General features: G+C 72.6%; 14 protein-coding genes and 1 tRNA gene. 7 read left to right on the top strand and 8 right to left on the bottom strand.

Annotated features, from left to right (window positions below):
• Window positions 1-40: 40 nt before the first annotated feature.
• Window positions 41-127: transfer RNA gene (locus tag ACBI99_RS38530), tRNA-Ser, on the top strand.
• 1 nt (window position 128) lies between these two features.
• Here ACBI99_RS38530 and ACBI99_RS38525 read toward each other — a convergent pair.
• The gene (locus ACBI99_RS38525; protein WP_375074726.1) at window positions 129-2,144 is read right to left on the bottom strand and encodes an AAA family ATPase; all 2,016 of its coding nucleotides are present in this window, start codon (window positions 2,142-2,144) and stop codon (window positions 129-131) included.
• A gap of 111 nt (window positions 2,145-2,255) precedes the next feature.
• Here ACBI99_RS38525 and ACBI99_RS38520 point away from each other — a divergent pair, with 111 nt between their 5' ends.
• Window positions 2,256-3,212, top strand: a complete 957-nt coding sequence (locus ACBI99_RS38520; protein WP_219498657.1) for an NAD(P)H-quinone oxidoreductase — start codon at window positions 2,256-2,258, stop codon at window positions 3,210-3,212.
• A gap of 5 nt (window positions 3,213-3,217) precedes the next feature.
• Window positions 3,218-3,730 carry a bacterial proteasome activator family protein gene (locus tag ACBI99_RS38515; protein ID WP_219498654.1) on the top strand — a complete coding sequence of 171 codons (513 nt, stop codon included), beginning with the start codon at window positions 3,218-3,220 and terminating at the stop codon, window positions 3,728-3,730.
• Here ACBI99_RS38515 and ACBI99_RS38510 read toward each other — a convergent pair.
• A complete protein-coding gene (locus ACBI99_RS38510; RefSeq protein WP_219498652.1) occupies window positions 3,721-4,527 on the bottom strand; it encodes an HAD family hydrolase in 807 nt (268 codons plus the stop codon). The genes ACBI99_RS38515 and ACBI99_RS38510 overlap by 10 nt on opposite strands.
• A 223-nt stretch (window positions 4,528-4,750) precedes the next feature.
• Here ACBI99_RS38510 and ACBI99_RS38505 point away from each other — a divergent pair, with 223 nt between their 5' ends.
• Complete coding sequence (locus ACBI99_RS38505) at window positions 4,751-4,954, top strand: cold-shock protein (protein WP_043619750.1); 204 nt, start codon at window positions 4,751-4,753, stop codon at window positions 4,952-4,954.
• 164 nt (window positions 4,955-5,118) lie between these two features.
• Complete coding sequence (locus tag ACBI99_RS38500; RefSeq protein WP_375074725.1) at window positions 5,119-6,618, top strand: hypothetical protein; 1,500 nt, start codon at window positions 5,119-5,121, stop codon at window positions 6,616-6,618.
• Window positions 6,619-6,650: 32 nt separating this feature from the next.
• Here ACBI99_RS38500 and serS read toward each other — a convergent pair whose 3' ends face one another.
• The 3 genes from serS to ACBI99_RS38485 are packed head-to-tail and all read right to left on the bottom strand — an operon-like array spanning window position 6,651 to window position 10,101.
• Window positions 6,651-7,913 (bottom strand): serine--tRNA ligase, encoded by a 1,263-nt coding sequence (serS, locus tag ACBI99_RS38495; RefSeq protein ID WP_219498646.1) that lies wholly within the window; start codon window positions 7,911-7,913, stop codon window positions 6,651-6,653.
• 41 nt (window positions 7,914-7,954) lie between these two features.
• Window positions 7,955-8,875: a prephenate dehydratase gene (pheA, locus tag ACBI99_RS38490; protein WP_219498644.1), complete on the bottom strand. Its 921-nt coding sequence runs from the start codon at window positions 8,873-8,875 to the stop codon at window positions 7,955-7,957.
• Window positions 8,876-8,877: 2 nt separating this feature from the next.
• Entirely contained in the window at window positions 8,878-10,101 is a 1,224-nt protein-coding gene (locus ACBI99_RS38485) for a glycosyltransferase 87 family protein (protein WP_219498641.1), read from the bottom strand.
• 60 nt (window positions 10,102-10,161) lie between these two features.
• On the opposite strand from ACBI99_RS38485, the gene ACBI99_RS38480 reads away from it, so the two are divergent.
• Window positions 10,162-13,065 carry a hypothetical protein gene (locus ACBI99_RS38480; protein ID WP_375074724.1) on the top strand — a complete coding sequence of 968 codons (2,904 nt, stop codon included), beginning with the start codon at window positions 10,162-10,164 and terminating at the stop codon, window positions 13,063-13,065.
• On the opposite strand, the gene mptB is transcribed toward ACBI99_RS38480, so the two are convergent.
• The 3 genes from mptB to ACBI99_RS38465 all read right to left on the bottom strand — a co-directional run bounded on the left by mptB (window position 12,953) and on the right by ACBI99_RS38465 (window position 15,590).
• Window positions 12,953-14,452, bottom strand: coding sequence for a polyprenol phosphomannose-dependent alpha 1,6 mannosyltransferase MptB (mptB, locus tag ACBI99_RS38475; protein WP_375074723.1), 1,500 nt, complete (start codon window positions 14,450-14,452; stop codon window positions 12,953-12,955). The two genes, ACBI99_RS38480 and mptB, sit on opposite strands and share 113 nt — an antisense overlap.
• 74 nt (window positions 14,453-14,526) lie before the next feature.
• Window positions 14,527-15,246: a glycosyltransferase family 2 protein gene (locus ACBI99_RS38470; RefSeq protein ID WP_219498622.1), complete on the bottom strand. Its 720-nt coding sequence runs from the start codon at window positions 15,244-15,246 to the stop codon at window positions 14,527-14,529.
• Entirely contained in the window at window positions 15,243-15,590 is a 348-nt protein-coding gene (locus ACBI99_RS38465; RefSeq protein ID WP_082309855.1) for an STAS domain-containing protein, read from the bottom strand. Before ACBI99_RS38465 ends, ACBI99_RS38470 begins: the two co-directional genes overlap by 4 nt.
• Window positions 15,591-15,863: 273 nt before the next feature.
• Here ACBI99_RS38465 and ACBI99_RS38460 point away from each other — a divergent pair, with 273 nt between their 5' ends.
• Window positions 15,864-16,265 carry a hypothetical protein gene (locus tag ACBI99_RS38460; protein WP_219498620.1) on the top strand — a complete coding sequence of 134 codons (402 nt, stop codon included), beginning with the start codon at window positions 15,864-15,866 and terminating at the stop codon, window positions 16,263-16,265.
• Window positions 16,266-16,279 lie beyond the last annotated feature (14 nt).

Below are 16,279 nucleotides of genomic sequence, written 5' to 3'. Positions count from 1 at the left end.
ACACCGGCGCCACCGCAGCCGCTATCGTGGTGTGCGCACTGGAGGGTTCGCATAGTGGACGAGTGCAGCCGCCTTGAAAGCGGCCAGGTCAGCGATGGCCTCGTGGGTTCGAATCCCACACCCTCCGCTTACTCGTGGCTGCCCGCGAAGCCGTCGCCCACGCTGGCCGCGACCTGCAGAAACGCCTCCCGCGTGTCCTCCTGCAGCCGGTCCAGGTCGATCTCGGCGCCCTCCTCCAGATGCGGGTCGTAGGGCACCTGGATCACGGCACGGCAGCGGGCGGCGAAGTGGGCCTCCAGCTTCTTGATGTCGACCGCCGACTTCGAACGCGGCCTCACGCTGCACAGCACCACCGTCGCCTCGCGCACCAGGCCGCCGTAGTGGTGGGCCTCCAGCCAGTCGAGCGTCGCCGAGGCCGCCCGCGCGCCGTCCACCGAGGGGGAGCTGACCAGCACGATCTGGTCGGCCAGGCCCAGCACGCCGCCCATGGCCGAGTGCAGCAGGCCGGTGCCGCAGTCGGTGATGCAGATCGAGTAGAAGTTCTCCAGCACCTGCGAGACGGCCTGATAGTCGGCGCCGCTGAACGCCTCCGACACCGACGGGTCACGGTCGGACGCCAGCACCTCCAGCCGCGACGGCGCCTGCGACGTGAACGCCCTGATGTCGACGTAACGCTTGACCTGCTCGCGCTCGTTGAGCAGGTCGCGCACGGTCGCGGACGTCTCCAGCTCCAGCTTGTCCGACAGGGTGCCGCGGTCGGGGTTGGCGTCGATGGCGATCACCCGGTCGCCGCGCATCTGCGCCAGCGTCGCGCCCAGGCCGACCGTGGTCGTGGTCTTGCCGACGCCGCCCTTCAGGCTCAGCACCGCCACCCGGTGGTGACCTGCGGCCACGGGGGTGCGGGCCCTGGCCATCAGCGCGCGGCGGCGCCTGACCTCCGGGGGCTCGCCCGGCTTGATCCAGCCGCCTGACGCCTTGTAGATCAGGCGGCGCCAGCCCTTGGACGGGGCGTTGCGGCGGCCGCGCAGCAGGGTCTCGGGGTCGAGGCTGTCAGCCGTGGGCCTGCCGGTGACGGGCGGCTTCGGCGGCGCGTTGAAGACCGGCGCGGGGGCCGGGCGGCGGCGCGGCTCCGGGCGCTGGAACTCGGGGGCCTGCCGGTGCCGCGGCTCCACGGCCTCCTGCGCACGCTCCTGGCGTTCCTGACGCTCTGGACGCTCTGGGCGCTCCTGGCCGCCGAACGGGCGGTCGGCGGCCTCGGAGGGCCACTCGGGCCGCGCGTGCTCGCCCGAGCCCCACCGCAGCCGGATCGGCTCCGACGCCCGCTCCTGCTCCGCGGCCCCCCAGCCGACGCGATCAGGCAGCTCACGCTCCCCAGCGCCCGAACCACCCCGCCCGGGCTCCTCGGGCTGCTGATGCTCGCCGGAGCCCCAACCGGGCCTCTCGGGCCGCTCGTGCTCGCCGGAGCCCCAACCGAGCCTCTCGGCCTGGTCCTGCTTCTCGGACGCCCAGCCGCCCCGCTGGGGCCGGTCGTGCTCGCCGGAGCCCCAGCCGGGGCTGTCCGCCGGATCCGGGCGGTCGGGTTCGGTCCGGTCGGGGGTCCAGACCGGGCGGTCATGGGTCTCGGGGTCCGGCTCGCCCGCGTCGTCGGACGGCGGGGTGTCGGCGACGGCCGGCTGGGGCGCGGTGTCCTCGCGGGACGCGGGCCGCCAGGCCGGGGGCGCCGGCCAGGGCAGGTTCTCCTCCGTCTGCTCCTCGGCCCGCTCCGGAGCCGGCTCCTCGGGCCGGGGCAGCGGCCGCAGCGGCGCCATGAACGCCTCGTCGGCGGACACCGTACGGGCGGCGGCGGGCTCGGCCTGGTCCGGCCACTCCCCCGCCTCACTCCCGGCCGAGGGCGCGGGCGGCGGCTCCTCAGCCGCGGCGGCCCCGTACACCGAGTCGACCGCGGCCCGGAACAGCGGCGGGGGCGGCGTGTCGTGCTGCGGCACCGCGAGCCACGGGTCCTGCGGGTACGGCGACACGACGGCGGTGTCGTCGGCGGACGCCGACGACGCGCTGACCTTGACCGGAGCGTCTTCCGTCTCCTTGATGGCGTCGAGCCAGGCCAGCTGTTCCTCGAGGGATTCTTCCCGATCGTGCCTTGCCACCGTGTTCCCCCTGTGGGTCTAAAGGGGCAGCAAATACTTCGCAGGTTAACGTCAAGAGTGGAGGGTAACGCCGCCAACCCACAACTTCTCTGCCCCGTTACCGTGGATCGCATGCGAGCCATCGAGATCACCCGCAGCGGCGGGCCAGAGGTGCTGGAATGGCGTGAGGTGCCGGATCCGCGGCCGGGGCGCGGCGACGTGCTCGTCGAGGTGACGGCCTCCGCGGTCAACCGGGCGGACGTGCACCAGCGCATGGGCCGCTACGATCCGCCGCCCGGCGCGCCGGCCTACCCGGGGCTGGAGGTGTCCGGCGTGGTGGCCGAGGTCGGCGCGGACGTGGAGCAGTTCAAGGCCGGCGACGAGGTGTGCGCGCTGCTGGCCGGGGGCGGCTACGCCGAGCGCGTGAGCGTGCCGTGGCAGCAGGTCATGCCGGTGCCGCAGGGCGTGCGGCTGGTGGAGGCCGCCGGGCTGCCGGAGGTGGCGTGCACGGTGTGGTCGAACGTGTTCATGACGGCGCGGCTGCGACGCGGCGAGACGCTGCTGGTGCACGGCGGGGCGAGTGGGATCGGCACGTTCGCGGTGCAGCTCGCCAAGGCGCTGGGCGCGCGGGTGGCGGCGACGGTGGGGTCGGCGGCCAAGGCCGAGCGGGTCAGGGAGCTGGGCGCCGACGAGGTGGTCAACTACCGCGAGGAGGACTTCGCGGACAAGGTCGAGGCGGATGTGATTCTCGACATCATGGGCGCCAAGTACCTGTCCGGAAATATCCGGGCACTGCGTACGGGCGGGCGGCTCGTCGTCATCGGCCTCCAGGGCGGCCGCAAGGCCGAGCTCGACCTGGGCGCGCTGCTGGCGAAGCGCGCCTCGGTCCACGGCACCACGCTGCGTTCCCGGCCCGTCGACGAGAAGGGCGCCATCGTCCGCAGCGTCGTCGACAACGTATGGCCGCTGGTCAGCGCCGGGGCCGTGCGCCCTGTCGTGTACGCCGAGCTGCCGATGTCCGACGCCGCCGAGGCGCATCGAATGGTCGATTCCGGGGAGCACGTCGGGAAGATCCTGCTAGTACGGTGAGACGTATGAATGCTGAGGACAACAACACCCCCCACATCGTGGTGGTGGGCCCCGACTTCCAAGGTCAGGGCGATAACGGCGAGGAAGAGCGGTCGGTCACCAACCTGGTCGAGCAGCCCGCCAAGGTGATGCGCATCGGCAGCATGATCAGGCAGCTCCTGGAGGAGGTGCGCGCGGCCCCTCTCGACGAGGCCAGCCGCAAGCGGCTGAAGGAGATCCACGAGTCCTCCATCAAGGAGCTCGAGGACGGCCTGGCGCCGGAGCTGGTCGAGGAGCTGGAGCGGCTGTCGCTGCCCTTCACCGAAGACAACGGCGCGGTTCCCAGCGACGCCGAGCTGCGCATCGCGCACGCCCAGCTCGTGGGGTGGCTCGAAGGGCTCTTCCACGGCATCCAGACGACGCTGTTCGCGCAGCAGATGGCCGCCAGGGCTCAGCTGGAGCAGATGCGCAGGGCGCTGCCCGGCGTGCCGCAGGGTGAGGACCAGCCGCGGCCGCACGGCTCCGGCCCCTACCTGTAAAGCTCCTCCAGCACCCGCGCGACGCCGTCGTCGTCGTTGGCCTCGGTCACATGGTCGACCGCCGCCAGCACGCCGGGGTGCGCGTTGGCGACCGCGTAGGACGTGCCTGCCCAGCTCAGCATGGGCAGGTCGTTCGGCATGTCGCCGAACGCCACGACCTCCGACGCCTTGATCTCGTGCCGCTCGGCGAGCGTGGCCAGCGCCGTGGCCTTGGTGACGCCGTGGGCGCTCATCTCGATGAGGCTCCGGCCGCTGGAGTGGGTGGCGGTCACCAGATGGCCCACGAGGCCCTGGACGGTCGCGTGGAGGGTGTCGGGGTCCATCTCGGGGTGCAGAGCCAGCAGCTTGGCGCAGGGGCGCCCGGTGAGCGTCTCGCAGCCGGCGTCGAGCCCCTGGACGGCCTTGCGGTCCCAGCTCCCGAGCGGGAAATCTGACTCGTGCGCAAAACCGCCTTCATACTCGACCGAAAAGGCGAGTTCGGGCACGTTCGCTCGAAGCTGAGCGACGACTTCCTCCAGCACCTCCGCGTCGATGAGGTGAGATTCAACTATCCGTTCGGTATGCAGATCGTAGATCAGCGCGCCGTTGGCGCAGATGGCCAGGCCACGGTGGCGCAACGCGCCCGCCACGCCGCCCATCCAGCGGGGCGGCCGCCCGGTCACGAACACGAGCATGGCTCCGGCATCCTCCACCTTGGCGAACGCGGCAGCCGTGCGGGGAGACACGGTTCCGTCGGTACGCAGGGCAGTGCCGTCCAGGTCGGTGGCCACTAGACGCGGCGCGGGAAGGCTGTACATAACAGGTTCCAGTTTGCCCGGTGATGCGACCGGCCAGAAATCTTCCTACCGACGGGAACACCAACGCGCCAGAATGGTGTTAGATGTGGAGGCGTTGTATTAGCTGATCCCGTAGTGAAAACCAGCATGACATTGTCTGAGCCACCCCGGGTGCTTGCTGTACGACACACCGGGACCCACGAGGTGTGGGTCCCATAGATTCACATCCTGAGGGAGAGCTTTTATGGCTCAGGGAACCGTCAAGTGGTTCAACGCTGAGAAGGGCTTCGGCTTCATCGCCCCGGACGGCGGTGCGCCGGACGTGTTCGTGCACTTCTCCGAGATCGTCGGCAACGGCTACCGCAGCCTTGAAGACGGCCAGCGGGTCGAGTTCGAGATCACGCAGGGACAGAAGGGGCCGCAGGCCTCCCAGGTCCGTGCCATCTGACCTGTAGCAGCGAGACAGGCCGGGGTTCGCTTCCAGCGGGCCTCGGCCTTTCGCATTCCGGACTGAGCCCCGGCCGATCCCGTGCCGATCCCGGGCTGATCACGGATGTGACTCGATTCACATCCCCGCCGAACCACGCGGCCTTTCGCGACATCAAGCCATATATGAGGCATGCGTGGTTATCGCACCCCGCGACGCTCGTCGCGGCACTCGTTCTGCTTCTCAACGACCACCTGCTCAAACACGCCTGGTCAAGCCCTGTCACGGGCAAGCTCAGCGACGTGGCCGGGCTGGTGGTCGCGCCGCCTCTGGTGGCCCTCCTGCTGTGCCGCCGCGCCGATCTGGCGGCCACGGTCCTGACCGGTGTGCTCTTCACGCTCGTGAAAACGACGGAGACGGGCGCTGAGGCCGCCTCCCATGTCTGGACAGCCGTGGCGGGCCCGTCGCGCGTCCTGGCCGATCCCACGGATCTTCTGGCCCTGCCGGCGCTCGGCCTGGCGTGGTGGATCCGGCGGCGCAGCCTCACGGGCGTCCCGCGGCGCTGGCTCGTGATCACCACCATGCCGCTGGCCGTGCTCGCCGTCACCGCCACCTCGGCGGCGCCCGGTCCCCCGGCCGCCCACGTCGTCGTGGTGCGCGACGACTCCATCGTGGTCGCGGGCGAGTCCATGGGCCCGCTGGCGTCCTCCGACGGCGGGCGCACGTGGACGGACTGGGAGAGCGAGAGGGCGTCGGCCGCTCTGGAAGGCGACGAGCCGCCGATCGGCCCCGCATGGGACGGGCAGGAGCTCGGCCCCGGCCAGCGCGCCGCCTGCCTGCGCGAGCACTGCTACCAGATCGTCGAGGGCGCGATGAAGGTCATGCGCTCCGGCGACGGCGGCGCGACGTGGAACCCCGGCTGGGAGGTGTCGCCGGGGCGCGTCAAGATGCTGGAACGCGCCCTCTCCGACGGCGCTCCCATCGTGTCCAGGTCGCTGGCCGTCCAGGAACACGGCGACGGGCACGTGGTCGTCGTGGCCAACGGCCGCGACGGCGTGGCCGTGAAGGACGCCGACAGGGCCTGGCGGCGGCTCGGCCTCACGCCCCAGGGCGAGCTGTCGGACGCCGCGGCGATCCCGCTGAGCCGGCCCGCCGACGTCTCCGGCGAGATGCGGGTCGCCGCGCTGGCCGCCGTCCTGGCGGCCCTGGCCGGGCTGGCCATTCAGGTGGTACGGCCGCTGCGGCGCACCCGCCCCCTGGCCGCCGTCATCCTCGGCGGCGCCGGCGTGGTGCTGCTGGGGCCGTGGCCGTACGACGAGTGGTCCGAGATGGAGCGGCACGTGCTCATCAGCAACAACCCGGCGCCGGTGATGACCTCGGTACTCGGCGGCGCGTTGCTGCTCACTGCCGTGATCGTGGCCGCCTCGCTGATCACCGACGCGCACCTCGGCCGGCGCGGCCTGTCGCGGGCGGTCGCGGTGGGCGTTGCGGTCGGGCTGGGCGTGGCGGCGCCGTTCAGGGCGTGGAGCGTGGGCCTGGTGGACGACTACGGCCTCGCCCTGGCGACCGCCGCCCTGCTCGGCGTCGGCGCCGCCGCCGCCGGGCTCGTCACGCTGCGCAGACGCGCCCTGCTGGAGGCACGCGAGCCGCGGCCGGACGCGTACACGCTCCCAGGACGCGGCTGACGGCCCGCACGGGCCGTCAGCCGGTCGATGGGCTACTTGGCGGGCTCCAGCACGTCCAGGCCCACGTACGGGCGCAGCGCGGCGGGCACCACGACCGAGCCGTCGGCCTGCTGGTGGTTCTCCAGGATGGCGACGATCCAGCGGGTCGTGGCCAGCGTGCCGTTGAGCGTGGCCAGATGCTGCGGCTTGCCGTCCTTGTCCCGGTAGCGGACGGCGAGCCGGCGCGCCTGGAACTCGGTGCAGTTGGAGGTCGAGGTGAGCTCGCGGTAGCGGCCCTGCGTGGGGATCCACGCCTCGCAGTCGAACTTGCGCGCCGCCGACATGCCGAGGTCACCGGCCGCCGTGTCGATGATCCGATACGGGACCTCGATCTTGGCGAGCATCTCCTTCTCGTACTCAAGCAGCCGCTGGTGCTCGGCGGCGGCGTCCTCGGGACGCACGTAGGAGAACATCTCGACCTTGTCGAACTGGTGGACGCGGATGATGCCCCGGGTGTCCTTGCCGTAGGAGCCCGCCTCGCGGCGGAAGCACGACGACCAGCCCGCGTAGCGCAGCGGCAGCTCGTCACCGCCGATGATCTCGTGCGCGTGGTAGCCCGCCAGCGACACCTCCGACGTGCCGACCAGGTAGAGGTCGTCGTCAGGCAGACGGTAGATCTCCTTGTCGTGGGCCACGTGGAACCCGGTGCCCTGCATCGTCTCCGGCTTGACCAGCACCGGCGTGATCATCGGCGTGAACCCGCGCTCGATCGCGTGCTGCATCGCCATGTTGAGCAGGCCGAGCTGCAGCCTGGCGCCCACGCCCTTGAGGAAGAAGAACCGCGAGCCGGACACCTTGGCGCCGCGCTCCATGTCGATGGCGTCGAGCCGCTCGCCCAGCTCCAGATGGTCCTTCGGCTCGAAGTCGAACACCCGGGGCTCGCCGTGCGTCTCCAGCACGACGTAGTCGTCCTCGCCGCCGGGCGGGGCGGCCTCCTCGACGATGTTGGGCACCGTCTGCAGGACCTCGTCGAGCTCGCCGGCCAGCTTTTCGGCCTCGGCCTCGGCGGACTTGACCTGCGAGGCGAGCTCCTTGGCCCGCTGGAGCAGCGCGGCCTTCTCCTCGCCCTGCGCCTTGGAGACCGACTTGCCCATGCTCTTCTGCTCGGCGCGCATGGCCTCGAACGAGGTCAGCGCGGATCGGCGGCGCTCATCGAGCGCGAGCAGCGTGTCGACGACGGAGTCGTCCTCACCGCGGGCACGCTGCGACGCCCGTAGCCGGTCGGGATCCTCACGAAGGGTACGCAGGTCAATCACAAGGAAAGGCTACCGGCGCGGGCCCCTCACCCGCTCCCGGATTAGACCTCGCCGGCGCGGACGCGGGCCAGCCAGCCCGCCGCCTCGGCGAACTCCGCGTCGGCGGTGCCCCGCTTGATCTGCGGCGCCACCCCGTCCGCGCGCGGATAACTGCCCAGGAAGCGCACCTCGCCGCAGATGCGGTGCAGCCCGGAGATCGCCTCCCCCACCCGCGCGTCGGCCACGTGACCCTCGAAGTCGAAGTGGAAGAAGTAGCGGCCGATGCCGTTGCCGGTGGGCCGCGACTCGATCCGGCTCAGGTTGACGCCGCGCACCGAGAACTCGGTCAGCATCTCCAGCAGCGCGCCCGGATGGTCGTCGGCCAGGAAAGCCACCAGCGTCGTGCGGTCGGAGCCGGTCGGCTCGGGCAGCGGGCCCGGCCGGCTCACCCTGACGAACCTGGTCACGGTGTCGGACCGGTCGCCGATGTCGCCCACCAGCTCGACCAGGCCGTAGTGCTCGCCCGCGATGCGCGCCGCGATGGCCGCGTCGTACGGCGAGCCCGGCAGCGACACCTCCTGGGCCGCCGCGGCGGTCGACGGCGCGGACACCACGACCGCGTCGGGCAGCTCGCGCGACACGAACGCCCGGCACTGCGTGATCGCCGCCGGATGCGTGTAGACGCGCTTGATGTGCACCAGCTCGGTGTCGGGCCTGGCCAGCAGCGAGAACCGCACCGGCAGCAGCAGCTCGGCGGTGATCAGCAACGGCTCGCCCCAGGCGAACTCGTCGAGCGTCGTCGTGATGCCGCCCTCAAGGGAGTTCTCCAGCGGCACCACGGCCCCGTCCGCCTCGCCGCTCCGCACCGCGTTGAGCGCGGCAGGCACGGTGGCGCACGGCAGGCGCTCGGCCCCTGGCTCCAGCAGCCGCAGGGCCTCCTCGGTGAAGGTCCCCTCCGGTCCGAGATACGCGAGTCTGGGCATACTCACAGGGTATCCGCAGGTTGACGAGCCGCGTCGGGTATTTCGGAACGCCGTTTCGGCAGCCACCAGCCCAGCAGCCACACCAGGGCCAGCGCCCCCAGCCCGAAACCGTTCTGCACGATCTTGCCGAGCACCGGGCTGACCACCGGTATCTCCGCCGCCTTCAGCGACACCCCCCACCACGGGACCGGCACCACGTAGTACAGCCACACCCCCGCGGCCACCCGCAGGCGCACCGGATCGCGCCCGTCGCCCACGATCGCCCCCAGCACCACGACCACCCAGGCCAGATGGTGGATCCAGGCGACCGGCGACAGCAGCACCGCCATCAGCCCCACGAGCGCCACCGCGCGCACCCCGTCACCCGCCCGGTACGCCTCACGCGCGGCGCGGAACCCGTACCACCCGACCACCGCCACCAACGCCAGCCAGATCACCGTCGTCAGCGCGTCCGGCATGTACAGGCGGATCAGCATGCCGCGCATCGACTGGTTCGTCGTGGCGGCGTTCGCGCCCAGCCGCTCGGAGTCGAGCAGCGCCCCGAACCAGAAGTCCACCGCGTCCTGCGGCACCACCGCGAACGGCAGCAACGTCAGCAACGCCGTCACGAACGACGCCATGAACAGCGTCCGCCACTGCCGCGTCACCAGCAGATAGATCAGGAAGACGCCCGGCGTCAGCTTGACCGCCGTCGCCACCCCGATCAGGAACCCGCGCGGCCACCACGGCCGCCGCGCCACGCAGTCGGCCAGGCACAGCGCCACCAGCAGGATGTCCACCTGCCCGAACCGCACCTGGTCGCGGATCGGCATCAGGTACGTGCACGCCACCATCAGGAACGCGAACACCCACGGCGCATACCTGCCGCCCAGCACCCGCCGGAACGCGAACCCCACCGCCACGGCCAGCGTGACGAAGATCCCCGCCGTCCACGCCCACTGCGCCGTCTCCCACGACATCGCCGCGAGGCCCGCCGCCATCATCGCCGCCACCGGCGGGTACGTGAACGGCAGCAACTGCGGCGCCGGGGTGAAATAGTCGTACACCGGACGCCCGTCGAGCAGCATCCGCCCGCCGGTACGGTAGACGTCGAGGTCCACCAGGCGCTGGTCGTCCGGGTTCGTCAGCCAGTGCTGCACCAGCGGCGTCACAGCCGCCGCGACGACCAGCACCGCCACGGCCCACGCCCACCACTGCCGCCGCCACGGCGCCTCGACACTCGTCACGGTGTGGCACGTTACCGTGGCTGTTGTTCACCGAGCGCGCCAACACCGGGGGTTCCGCACATGCCGCAAGCCACCTTCCGCGCGCCCTCCCCCCTCCCCAAGCACGGGCGCGACCTCCCGGAAGGCCAGCACAACCTCCCCGGGCGCCTGCCCGGTCTCCCCGAGCACCAGCGCAGGCTCCCCGGCCGCCAGCGCGCCCTCCCCGAGCACGGGAGCGACCTCCGCGAGCACGGGCGCGACTTCCCTGGACACGGGCGCGGTCTCCCCGACGCCCGGAGCGACCTCCCCGGGCACGGGCGCGACCTCTCCCTGCGCCGGTGCGGCGAGTACGCGGTACGGCGGAGGTCGGCGCAACGGGTACGGCGAAGCGGGGCACAAGGCGCACGGCGACCGGCCCTCGGCGCACTGGCCGCCCTGCTGCTCACCCTCATGCTCACCACCGTCCTGGCAGCACCCGCCTCGGCCACCACCGCACCGGCCACCACCGCACCCGGCCGGGTGGCGCTCATCGGCGTCCCCGGCCTGGAGTGGAGCGACCTCGACGAGTCCCGCACCCCCAACCTGTGGAAACTCGTCACCCAGGGCGCCTCCGCCTCCATGTCCACCCGCGCCGTCCCGCCCCCGGACCGCGGCATCACCTGCCCGGTCGCCGGCTGGCTCACCGTCTCTGCGGGCCAGCGCGCGGGCACCTCCGGCAAGGGCTGCCCGCCCACCCCCGCCCCCCGGCCCACCGCGGACGGCGGCGCGGCGGTCCCCGGCTGGGCCGAGCTGTCCGCCCACCAGGCCGACACCGGGTACGCCGCCCAGCTCGGCACCCTCGGCCAGTCCGTGGCCGACGCCGGGGGCAGGACGGCCGCGATCGGGCCGGGAGCCGCCCTCGCCGCCGCCGACAAGGCGGGAAATATCACCCGATACGCCGACACCCCCGAGGCCCTCCCGGACCCGTCCGCCTACACCCTGATCGTCCTCGACGCCCCCGAACTCGCCGACGCCTGGTCCCACCGGCCCCTCGACCAGTACGGCGTCCCCACCGCCATGCCCGCCGCCACCCGCCACGCCGCCGTGGCCAAGGCCGACGCCCGGATCGGCGCGTTCCTCGCCACCCTCCCGCCCGGCTTCACCACCCTCGTCGCGGGCATCTCGGACGTCACCCCCAGCGCCCACCTGCACGTCGCCATCGCCGCCGGCCCCTCGCCCACCGGCCGGCCGTACGGGCCCGGCCACCTCACCGCCACCTCCACCCGCCAGGACGCCCTCGTCACCATCTCCGACCTGACGGCCACGGCCATCCAGCTCACCGGCGCCGAACACCCGCGCCAGGTCGTCGGCCGCCCCTGGCAACCGAACGGCGCCGCGGCCACCCCGGCCGAAACGGTCACCGGCCTGGCGGACGCCGACCTGGCCAGCCAGGTCCTCCGCGAGGTCCGCGGCCCCTTCTTCGCCGTCTTCGTCGCCGTGCAGCTCCTCTTCTACGCCTTCGCCGCCCTGGCCCTACGCCGCCGCCGCACCCCCACCGCCGGAGCCCCCACCCCCGAGGACCACCCCACACAAGCCGGACACCCCACCCCCGAGACCGACCAGGCCCGGACCGAAGAACTCGGCACCGCAGACCACCGAGCCCACGTCAGAGAGACCGGGATGGCAGGCCCCCTGGCCCCGGGCGACGAGGCCGGGGCCGCAGGCCGCCCGACCGGAGAGGTCGGGACCGCAGGCCACCCAGCCCAGGCCGGAGAGACCGGGGCCGCAGGCCGCCCGACCCAAGCCGGAGAGGCCGGGGCCGCAGGCCGCCCGGCGTCTCCGGGAGCGACCCAGGGCGGGCGGTCGGCCCACGCCACCGGCAGTGGGCTCCGGGCGGCCGGGGGGATCGATGTGGCCAGTGCCTCACGGTTGCTGGTGGCCGTGCAGGTGGTGTCCGTCGTGAGTGGCGCCATCGCCGTGTCGACGTTCCTGGCCCAGCTGGTCCCGTGGTGGAGCCTGGGGGCGCCGATGACGGCGCTGATCGGCACCATCCTGGCCACCGCCGCCCTCATCACCGGTCTGGCGTTCGCGGGCCCGTGGCGGGCGCACGTGCTGGGCCCGCTGACCGTGGTGGCGGCCGTGACGTCGGTGGCGATGCTGGTGGACGTGATGACCGGCTCCACCCTCCAGGTGAACGCGGTGTCCGGCTACGAGCCCGTCACCGGCGGCCGCTTCTACGGCTTCAGCAACATCGCGTTCGCCATCTACGCCACGGGCACGATCCTGGCCCTGGCCGGGGTGGCGCAGTGGCTGAACGGCCGGGGGACGCCGCGGGTCGTGGTGATGGCGGTGTGCGCGGCGTACGGCGGGCTGGCGGTGTTCGCTGACGGGTGGCCGTCGTGGGGCGCCGACTTCGGCGGGGTGCCGGCGTTCGTGGTGGGGCTGGCGGTGTTTCTCATCCTCCTGTCGGGACGCCGGGTGTCGGTCGTGAAGCTGCTGCTGGTGGGCCTGGCCGGGGCGGTGCTGATCGGCGCGATCGCGGTGTTCGACTGGCTGCGCCCGGACAGCCAGCGGACGCATCTGGGCACGTTCGTCCAGCAGATCATCGACGGTCAGGCGTTGACCGTGGTGGCCCGCAAGTTCGGGGCGATGGTGGGCGTCACGGTGGGGAACTGGTCGCTGACCCTCCTGTCGCTGGTCGCACTGGCCTTCCTCTTCCTGGTGCTGAACCGGCCGTCGCGGTGGGGCGCCTCGGCGCTCGGCCAGGCGTACGCGCTGGCGCCCACGCTGCGTGCCGGGCTGTTCGGCGCGCTGACGTGCGCGCTCATCGGTTTTCTCATGAACGACTCGGGCATCGCCATCCCGGCCATGGCGCTGACCGTGGCGGTGCCGCTCACGCTCGCGGCGTGTGTAAGGGCCTTGCAGCTCGCCGCGCCCACCACAGCAGGGCCGCCGTCAGGGCCAGCAGCGCCCACGGCGTCACCTGGCCGCGCACGACGCTCCTGAGCCATTCGAGGTCGTCGGGCAGCACGTAGACCCGGGCCGGCAGGTAGGCCAGGGACAGCACGAGCAGGTGGGCGACGAGGAACCGGTCGAGCGTGGACGCGGCGACCAGGGCCAGCACCCCGAACGCCAGCCCGTCGTACCAGGGCAGCACGTAGGGCGAGGCGAACAGGTAGGCGACGACCAGCACCAGCGCCACCACCGCCGCGCTCTCGCCGGCGGGCCCGCGCGCCGCCCGGGTCACCCGGAACAGCGACCAGGCGATGAGCGCGAGCAGCAGCAGCGAGCCGATCTGGATCTCGCCCCGGTAGGCGCTGCCGGTGCCGACGATCTCCTGCAGCCAGCCCTGGACGAGCTTCCACGGCGAGGCGTGGGAGATCGACTTGCTGGTGCGGGTCACGGGCCCGACGGCCTCGGCCCCGACAAGGACGTAACCGGCGATCACCACCGCGAGCGCGACCCCGGCCACGAGGGCCAGCCGGCCGGGCCGCCGCCGCATCTCCCACGCGGGCCCGAGCGCCACGAGGCCGACGTTGACCTTGGCGGCGACCCCCAGCCCCAGCAGCGCGCCGGTGGCCAGGGCGCCGCCTCTGGACGGCAGGCCGCTCGCCAGCAGGGCGGCCACCACGCAGGCGATGGCCAGCGTGTCGACGTGCATGCCCGCGACGAGCTGGTAGAGCAGCAGCGGGTTGGCCGTCCACAGCAGCGCGGCGCGCACGCGCCTGGCCGGGTCGTGCCGGGTGAAGCGGTCGATCAGGAGCCCGGTCGCGACGAAGGCGGCGGCGTTGACCAGCGCGAGAACGAAGATCGTGAGGCGCAGGGAGTCGCCGCCCACCCAGCTCGCCAGGGCCTGCACGAACGTGGCGACGGGCCCGTAGACGCTGGGCTCCTCCCGCCACGGCTCCTCGACCGCGTCGGCGATCGGGTCGCCGGGCAGGTCGGTCGCGCCGTGGGAGTAGGGGCTCAGGCCGAGCGTGAGCATGCGCCCGTAGGCGGCGTAGTTGAGGTGGTCACCGGAGCCGGACGGCGGCAGGAACGCCAGCACCCCGGCGGCCACGCAGCCGAGCGCCACGAGACGGCGGGCGACGAGAGGACGGGCGACGCCCGCGCGCGAGGGCAGGACGCTCAGCCCGGCGAGCAGCCCGGCGGCGCCCAGGACGAGCGCGGCGGCGGCCATCGCGACGACCAGGTGCGGATCGGGCGCGGCGGACAGCGAGAACGGCGGATGCCAGGCCGCGCCGGTCAGCGCGGGCACCAGAGCGGACGGGCCGAGAAGACCGATGGTGATCGTCAGCAGGATCGACGCGACGATCGCCGCCGTGGCCAGGACGGCCACCGGCGTGGCGGCCGGCGCGGCGGCGGCCCCGGCACTCCGGGTCTCGGAAGTCACCCGCAAATTCCAGCACACTCGCCACGCCCGCCCGGACGCCGATCTCCAGCCTGTGGAAAACGTGACGGGGACGATCAGCGCCGCAGCTTGGCGAGGTTGTCGGCGACCACCGGCTCGCGGCTGGCCAGGGCCAGCGCCACGTCACGCAGTTGCCGGGCCCGGTGGAGCTGCGCCCGCCAGTCGGAACCGGTCGCCCGGTGGGCCATCTCCACCTCCACCTCGCGGACGCGGAAGCCCTTGCGCAGCAGGTCGATGGTCAGCGCGGTCTCCACGCCGAAGCCGTGCGCCAGCGGCCGGGCCGCCTCGAAGGCGTCGCGGGTGAGGCAGCGCTGCCCGTTGAGCGGCTGGGTGGCCTCGAAGCCGGTCGCGCGGCGGATGCCGTCGCGGGAGACGCGGACGACGATGCCGTGGCCGGCGAGCTTGACCCTGGTGGCGAAGACCGCGATGGTCATGTCGGCCTCGCCGGTGCGCACGGGCTCGATTAACGGGGCCGCGGCCTGCGCGGTGCCGGCCAGGTCGGCGTCGAGGAACAGCAGGTGGCGCGGGATCTCGCCGTCGAGAAGCCGGACGGCTTCGGCGCCCGTCTCCATCGCGGCGGCCTTGCCGCGGTTGCGGCTGTGGCGGACTACCCTGGCCCCCGCCGCGCGCGCCACCCGGCCCGTCGGGTCGGTCGAGCCGTCGTCGACGACCACGACGAGGTCGACGCCGGGCAGGCCGAGCGCCGCCTCGACGGTGAGACCGATGCGGTCGGCCTCGTTCTTGGCCGGGACGACCACCGCCGTGTCGGCCGTCATGAGCCCTCGGCGATGAGGAACTCCTGCGGCACCTCGTCATGCACGGTGAACACCGAGTCGAGCCCGGTGACCTGCAGGATCTTGCGCACGGCGGGGCGCGGGGCGGCGACGTCGAGCGCGCCTCCCTGCTCCTTCATCCGTTTGAGCGCCGAAAGCAGCACGTTCATCCCCGTGGAGTCGCAGAAATCCACGGCGGACATGTCGATGACCACGCGGCTGGGCCCCTCCTGCAGCAGTCGCGTGAACTCCGACTGCAGGTGGGGTGCCGTATAGAGGTCGATTTCACCGGCGATCACGACGAGTGCGTGGCCGGCATGTGATCGAGTCGAGACCTTGAGCTCCACATGGGCAGGCTAGCGGCGCGAGCGCCCCGGGTCACGTTGTCACGCCGATAGGGCGACGACCGGTATGGAGCGACGCCGGGAAACGACGGGTTCTTGGCCGAGGCTCGCGAGAGACTTTGACCGCCGGCCGCGAGGTCGTACGAGAGTCGCCGTTTGGGCTCCACGGCGACGGAGAGTACGCGAAACTTGACGGTGCGAAACCTTGGGGTCCGGCGACGGCCCCACTTCACACAGGAGGAGGGGCTGGGCTGGAACCCGCGGGCCCGATCGTCCATGAACACAGACCGACTCGAAGATCCGCAGCGTCAGAGGCTCCGCGAACACCTGGAGGCCATCCTCATCCGCTCCGAGAAGGCCACCTCGTGGCACGACGAGGCCGCTCGCCTGCGCGGCCTGGTCAACCATGAGGGGTACGTGCCGGTCCGCACCCGGTTGGCGGGCGTGGACCTCGACTTCCTGGCGGGCGCCCGGGAGGACCTGCTGAGGTTCTCGGAGCTGGGGCTCCGGCTGCTCGACCTGCACCAGCCGCGCGACGCCGGGGGCATCACCAGCGACGCCGCGCATCCGATCCTGCGGTGCCGGAGCTGCATGTGGCGCTGGCCCTGCCCGACATTCCGCGCTATTTCCGACTCGTTCAACGCGCCTCCGGAGTCCGCCCTCCCGGAGTCGGCCTGACGGCGCCCACCCCG

The organism is Nonomuraea sp. ATR24 (assembly GCF_041950485.1).
Classification (GTDB): Bacteria; Actinomycetota; Actinomycetes; order Streptosporangiales; family Streptosporangiaceae; genus Nonomuraea; species Nonomuraea ceibae.
The sequence above is the reverse complement of the archived record's forward strand: the minus strand, read 5'-3'. Positions and strand labels throughout refer to the sequence as shown.

What these genes read in the sequence shown, in the direction of transcription:
- ACBI99_RS38520 (WP_219498657.1), top strand. Translation starts at nt 2,256, where the DNA reads ATGCGAGCCATCGAGATCACCCGCAGCGGCGGGCCAGAGGTGCTGGAA.
- ACBI99_RS38515 (WP_219498654.1), top strand. Translation starts at nt 3,218, where the DNA reads ATGAATGCTGAGGACAACAACACCCCCCACATCGTGGTGGTGGGCCCC.
- ACBI99_RS38510 (WP_219498652.1), bottom strand. Translation starts at nt 4,527, where the DNA reads ATGTACAGCCTTCCCGCGCCGCGTCTAGTGGCCACCGACCTGGACGGC.
- ACBI99_RS38505 (WP_043619750.1), top strand. Translation starts at nt 4,751, where the DNA reads ATGGCTCAGGGAACCGTCAAGTGGTTCAACGCTGAGAAGGGCTTCGGC.
- ACBI99_RS38500 (WP_375074725.1), top strand. Translation starts at nt 5,119, where the DNA reads ATGAGGCATGCGTGGTTATCGCACCCCGCGACGCTCGTCGCGGCACTC.
- pheA (WP_219498644.1), bottom strand. Translation starts at nt 8,875, where the DNA reads ATGCCCAGACTCGCGTATCTCGGACCGGAGGGGACCTTCACCGAGGAG.
- ACBI99_RS38480 (WP_375074724.1), top strand. Translation starts at nt 10,162, where the DNA reads ATGCCGCAAGCCACCTTCCGCGCGCCCTCCCCCCTCCCCAAGCACGGG.
- ACBI99_RS38470 (WP_219498622.1), bottom strand. Translation starts at nt 15,246, where the DNA reads ATGACGGCCGACACGGCGGTGGTCGTCCCGGCCAAGAACGAGGCCGAC.
- ACBI99_RS38460 (WP_219498620.1), top strand. Translation starts at nt 15,864, where the DNA reads ATGAACACAGACCGACTCGAAGATCCGCAGCGTCAGAGGCTCCGCGAA.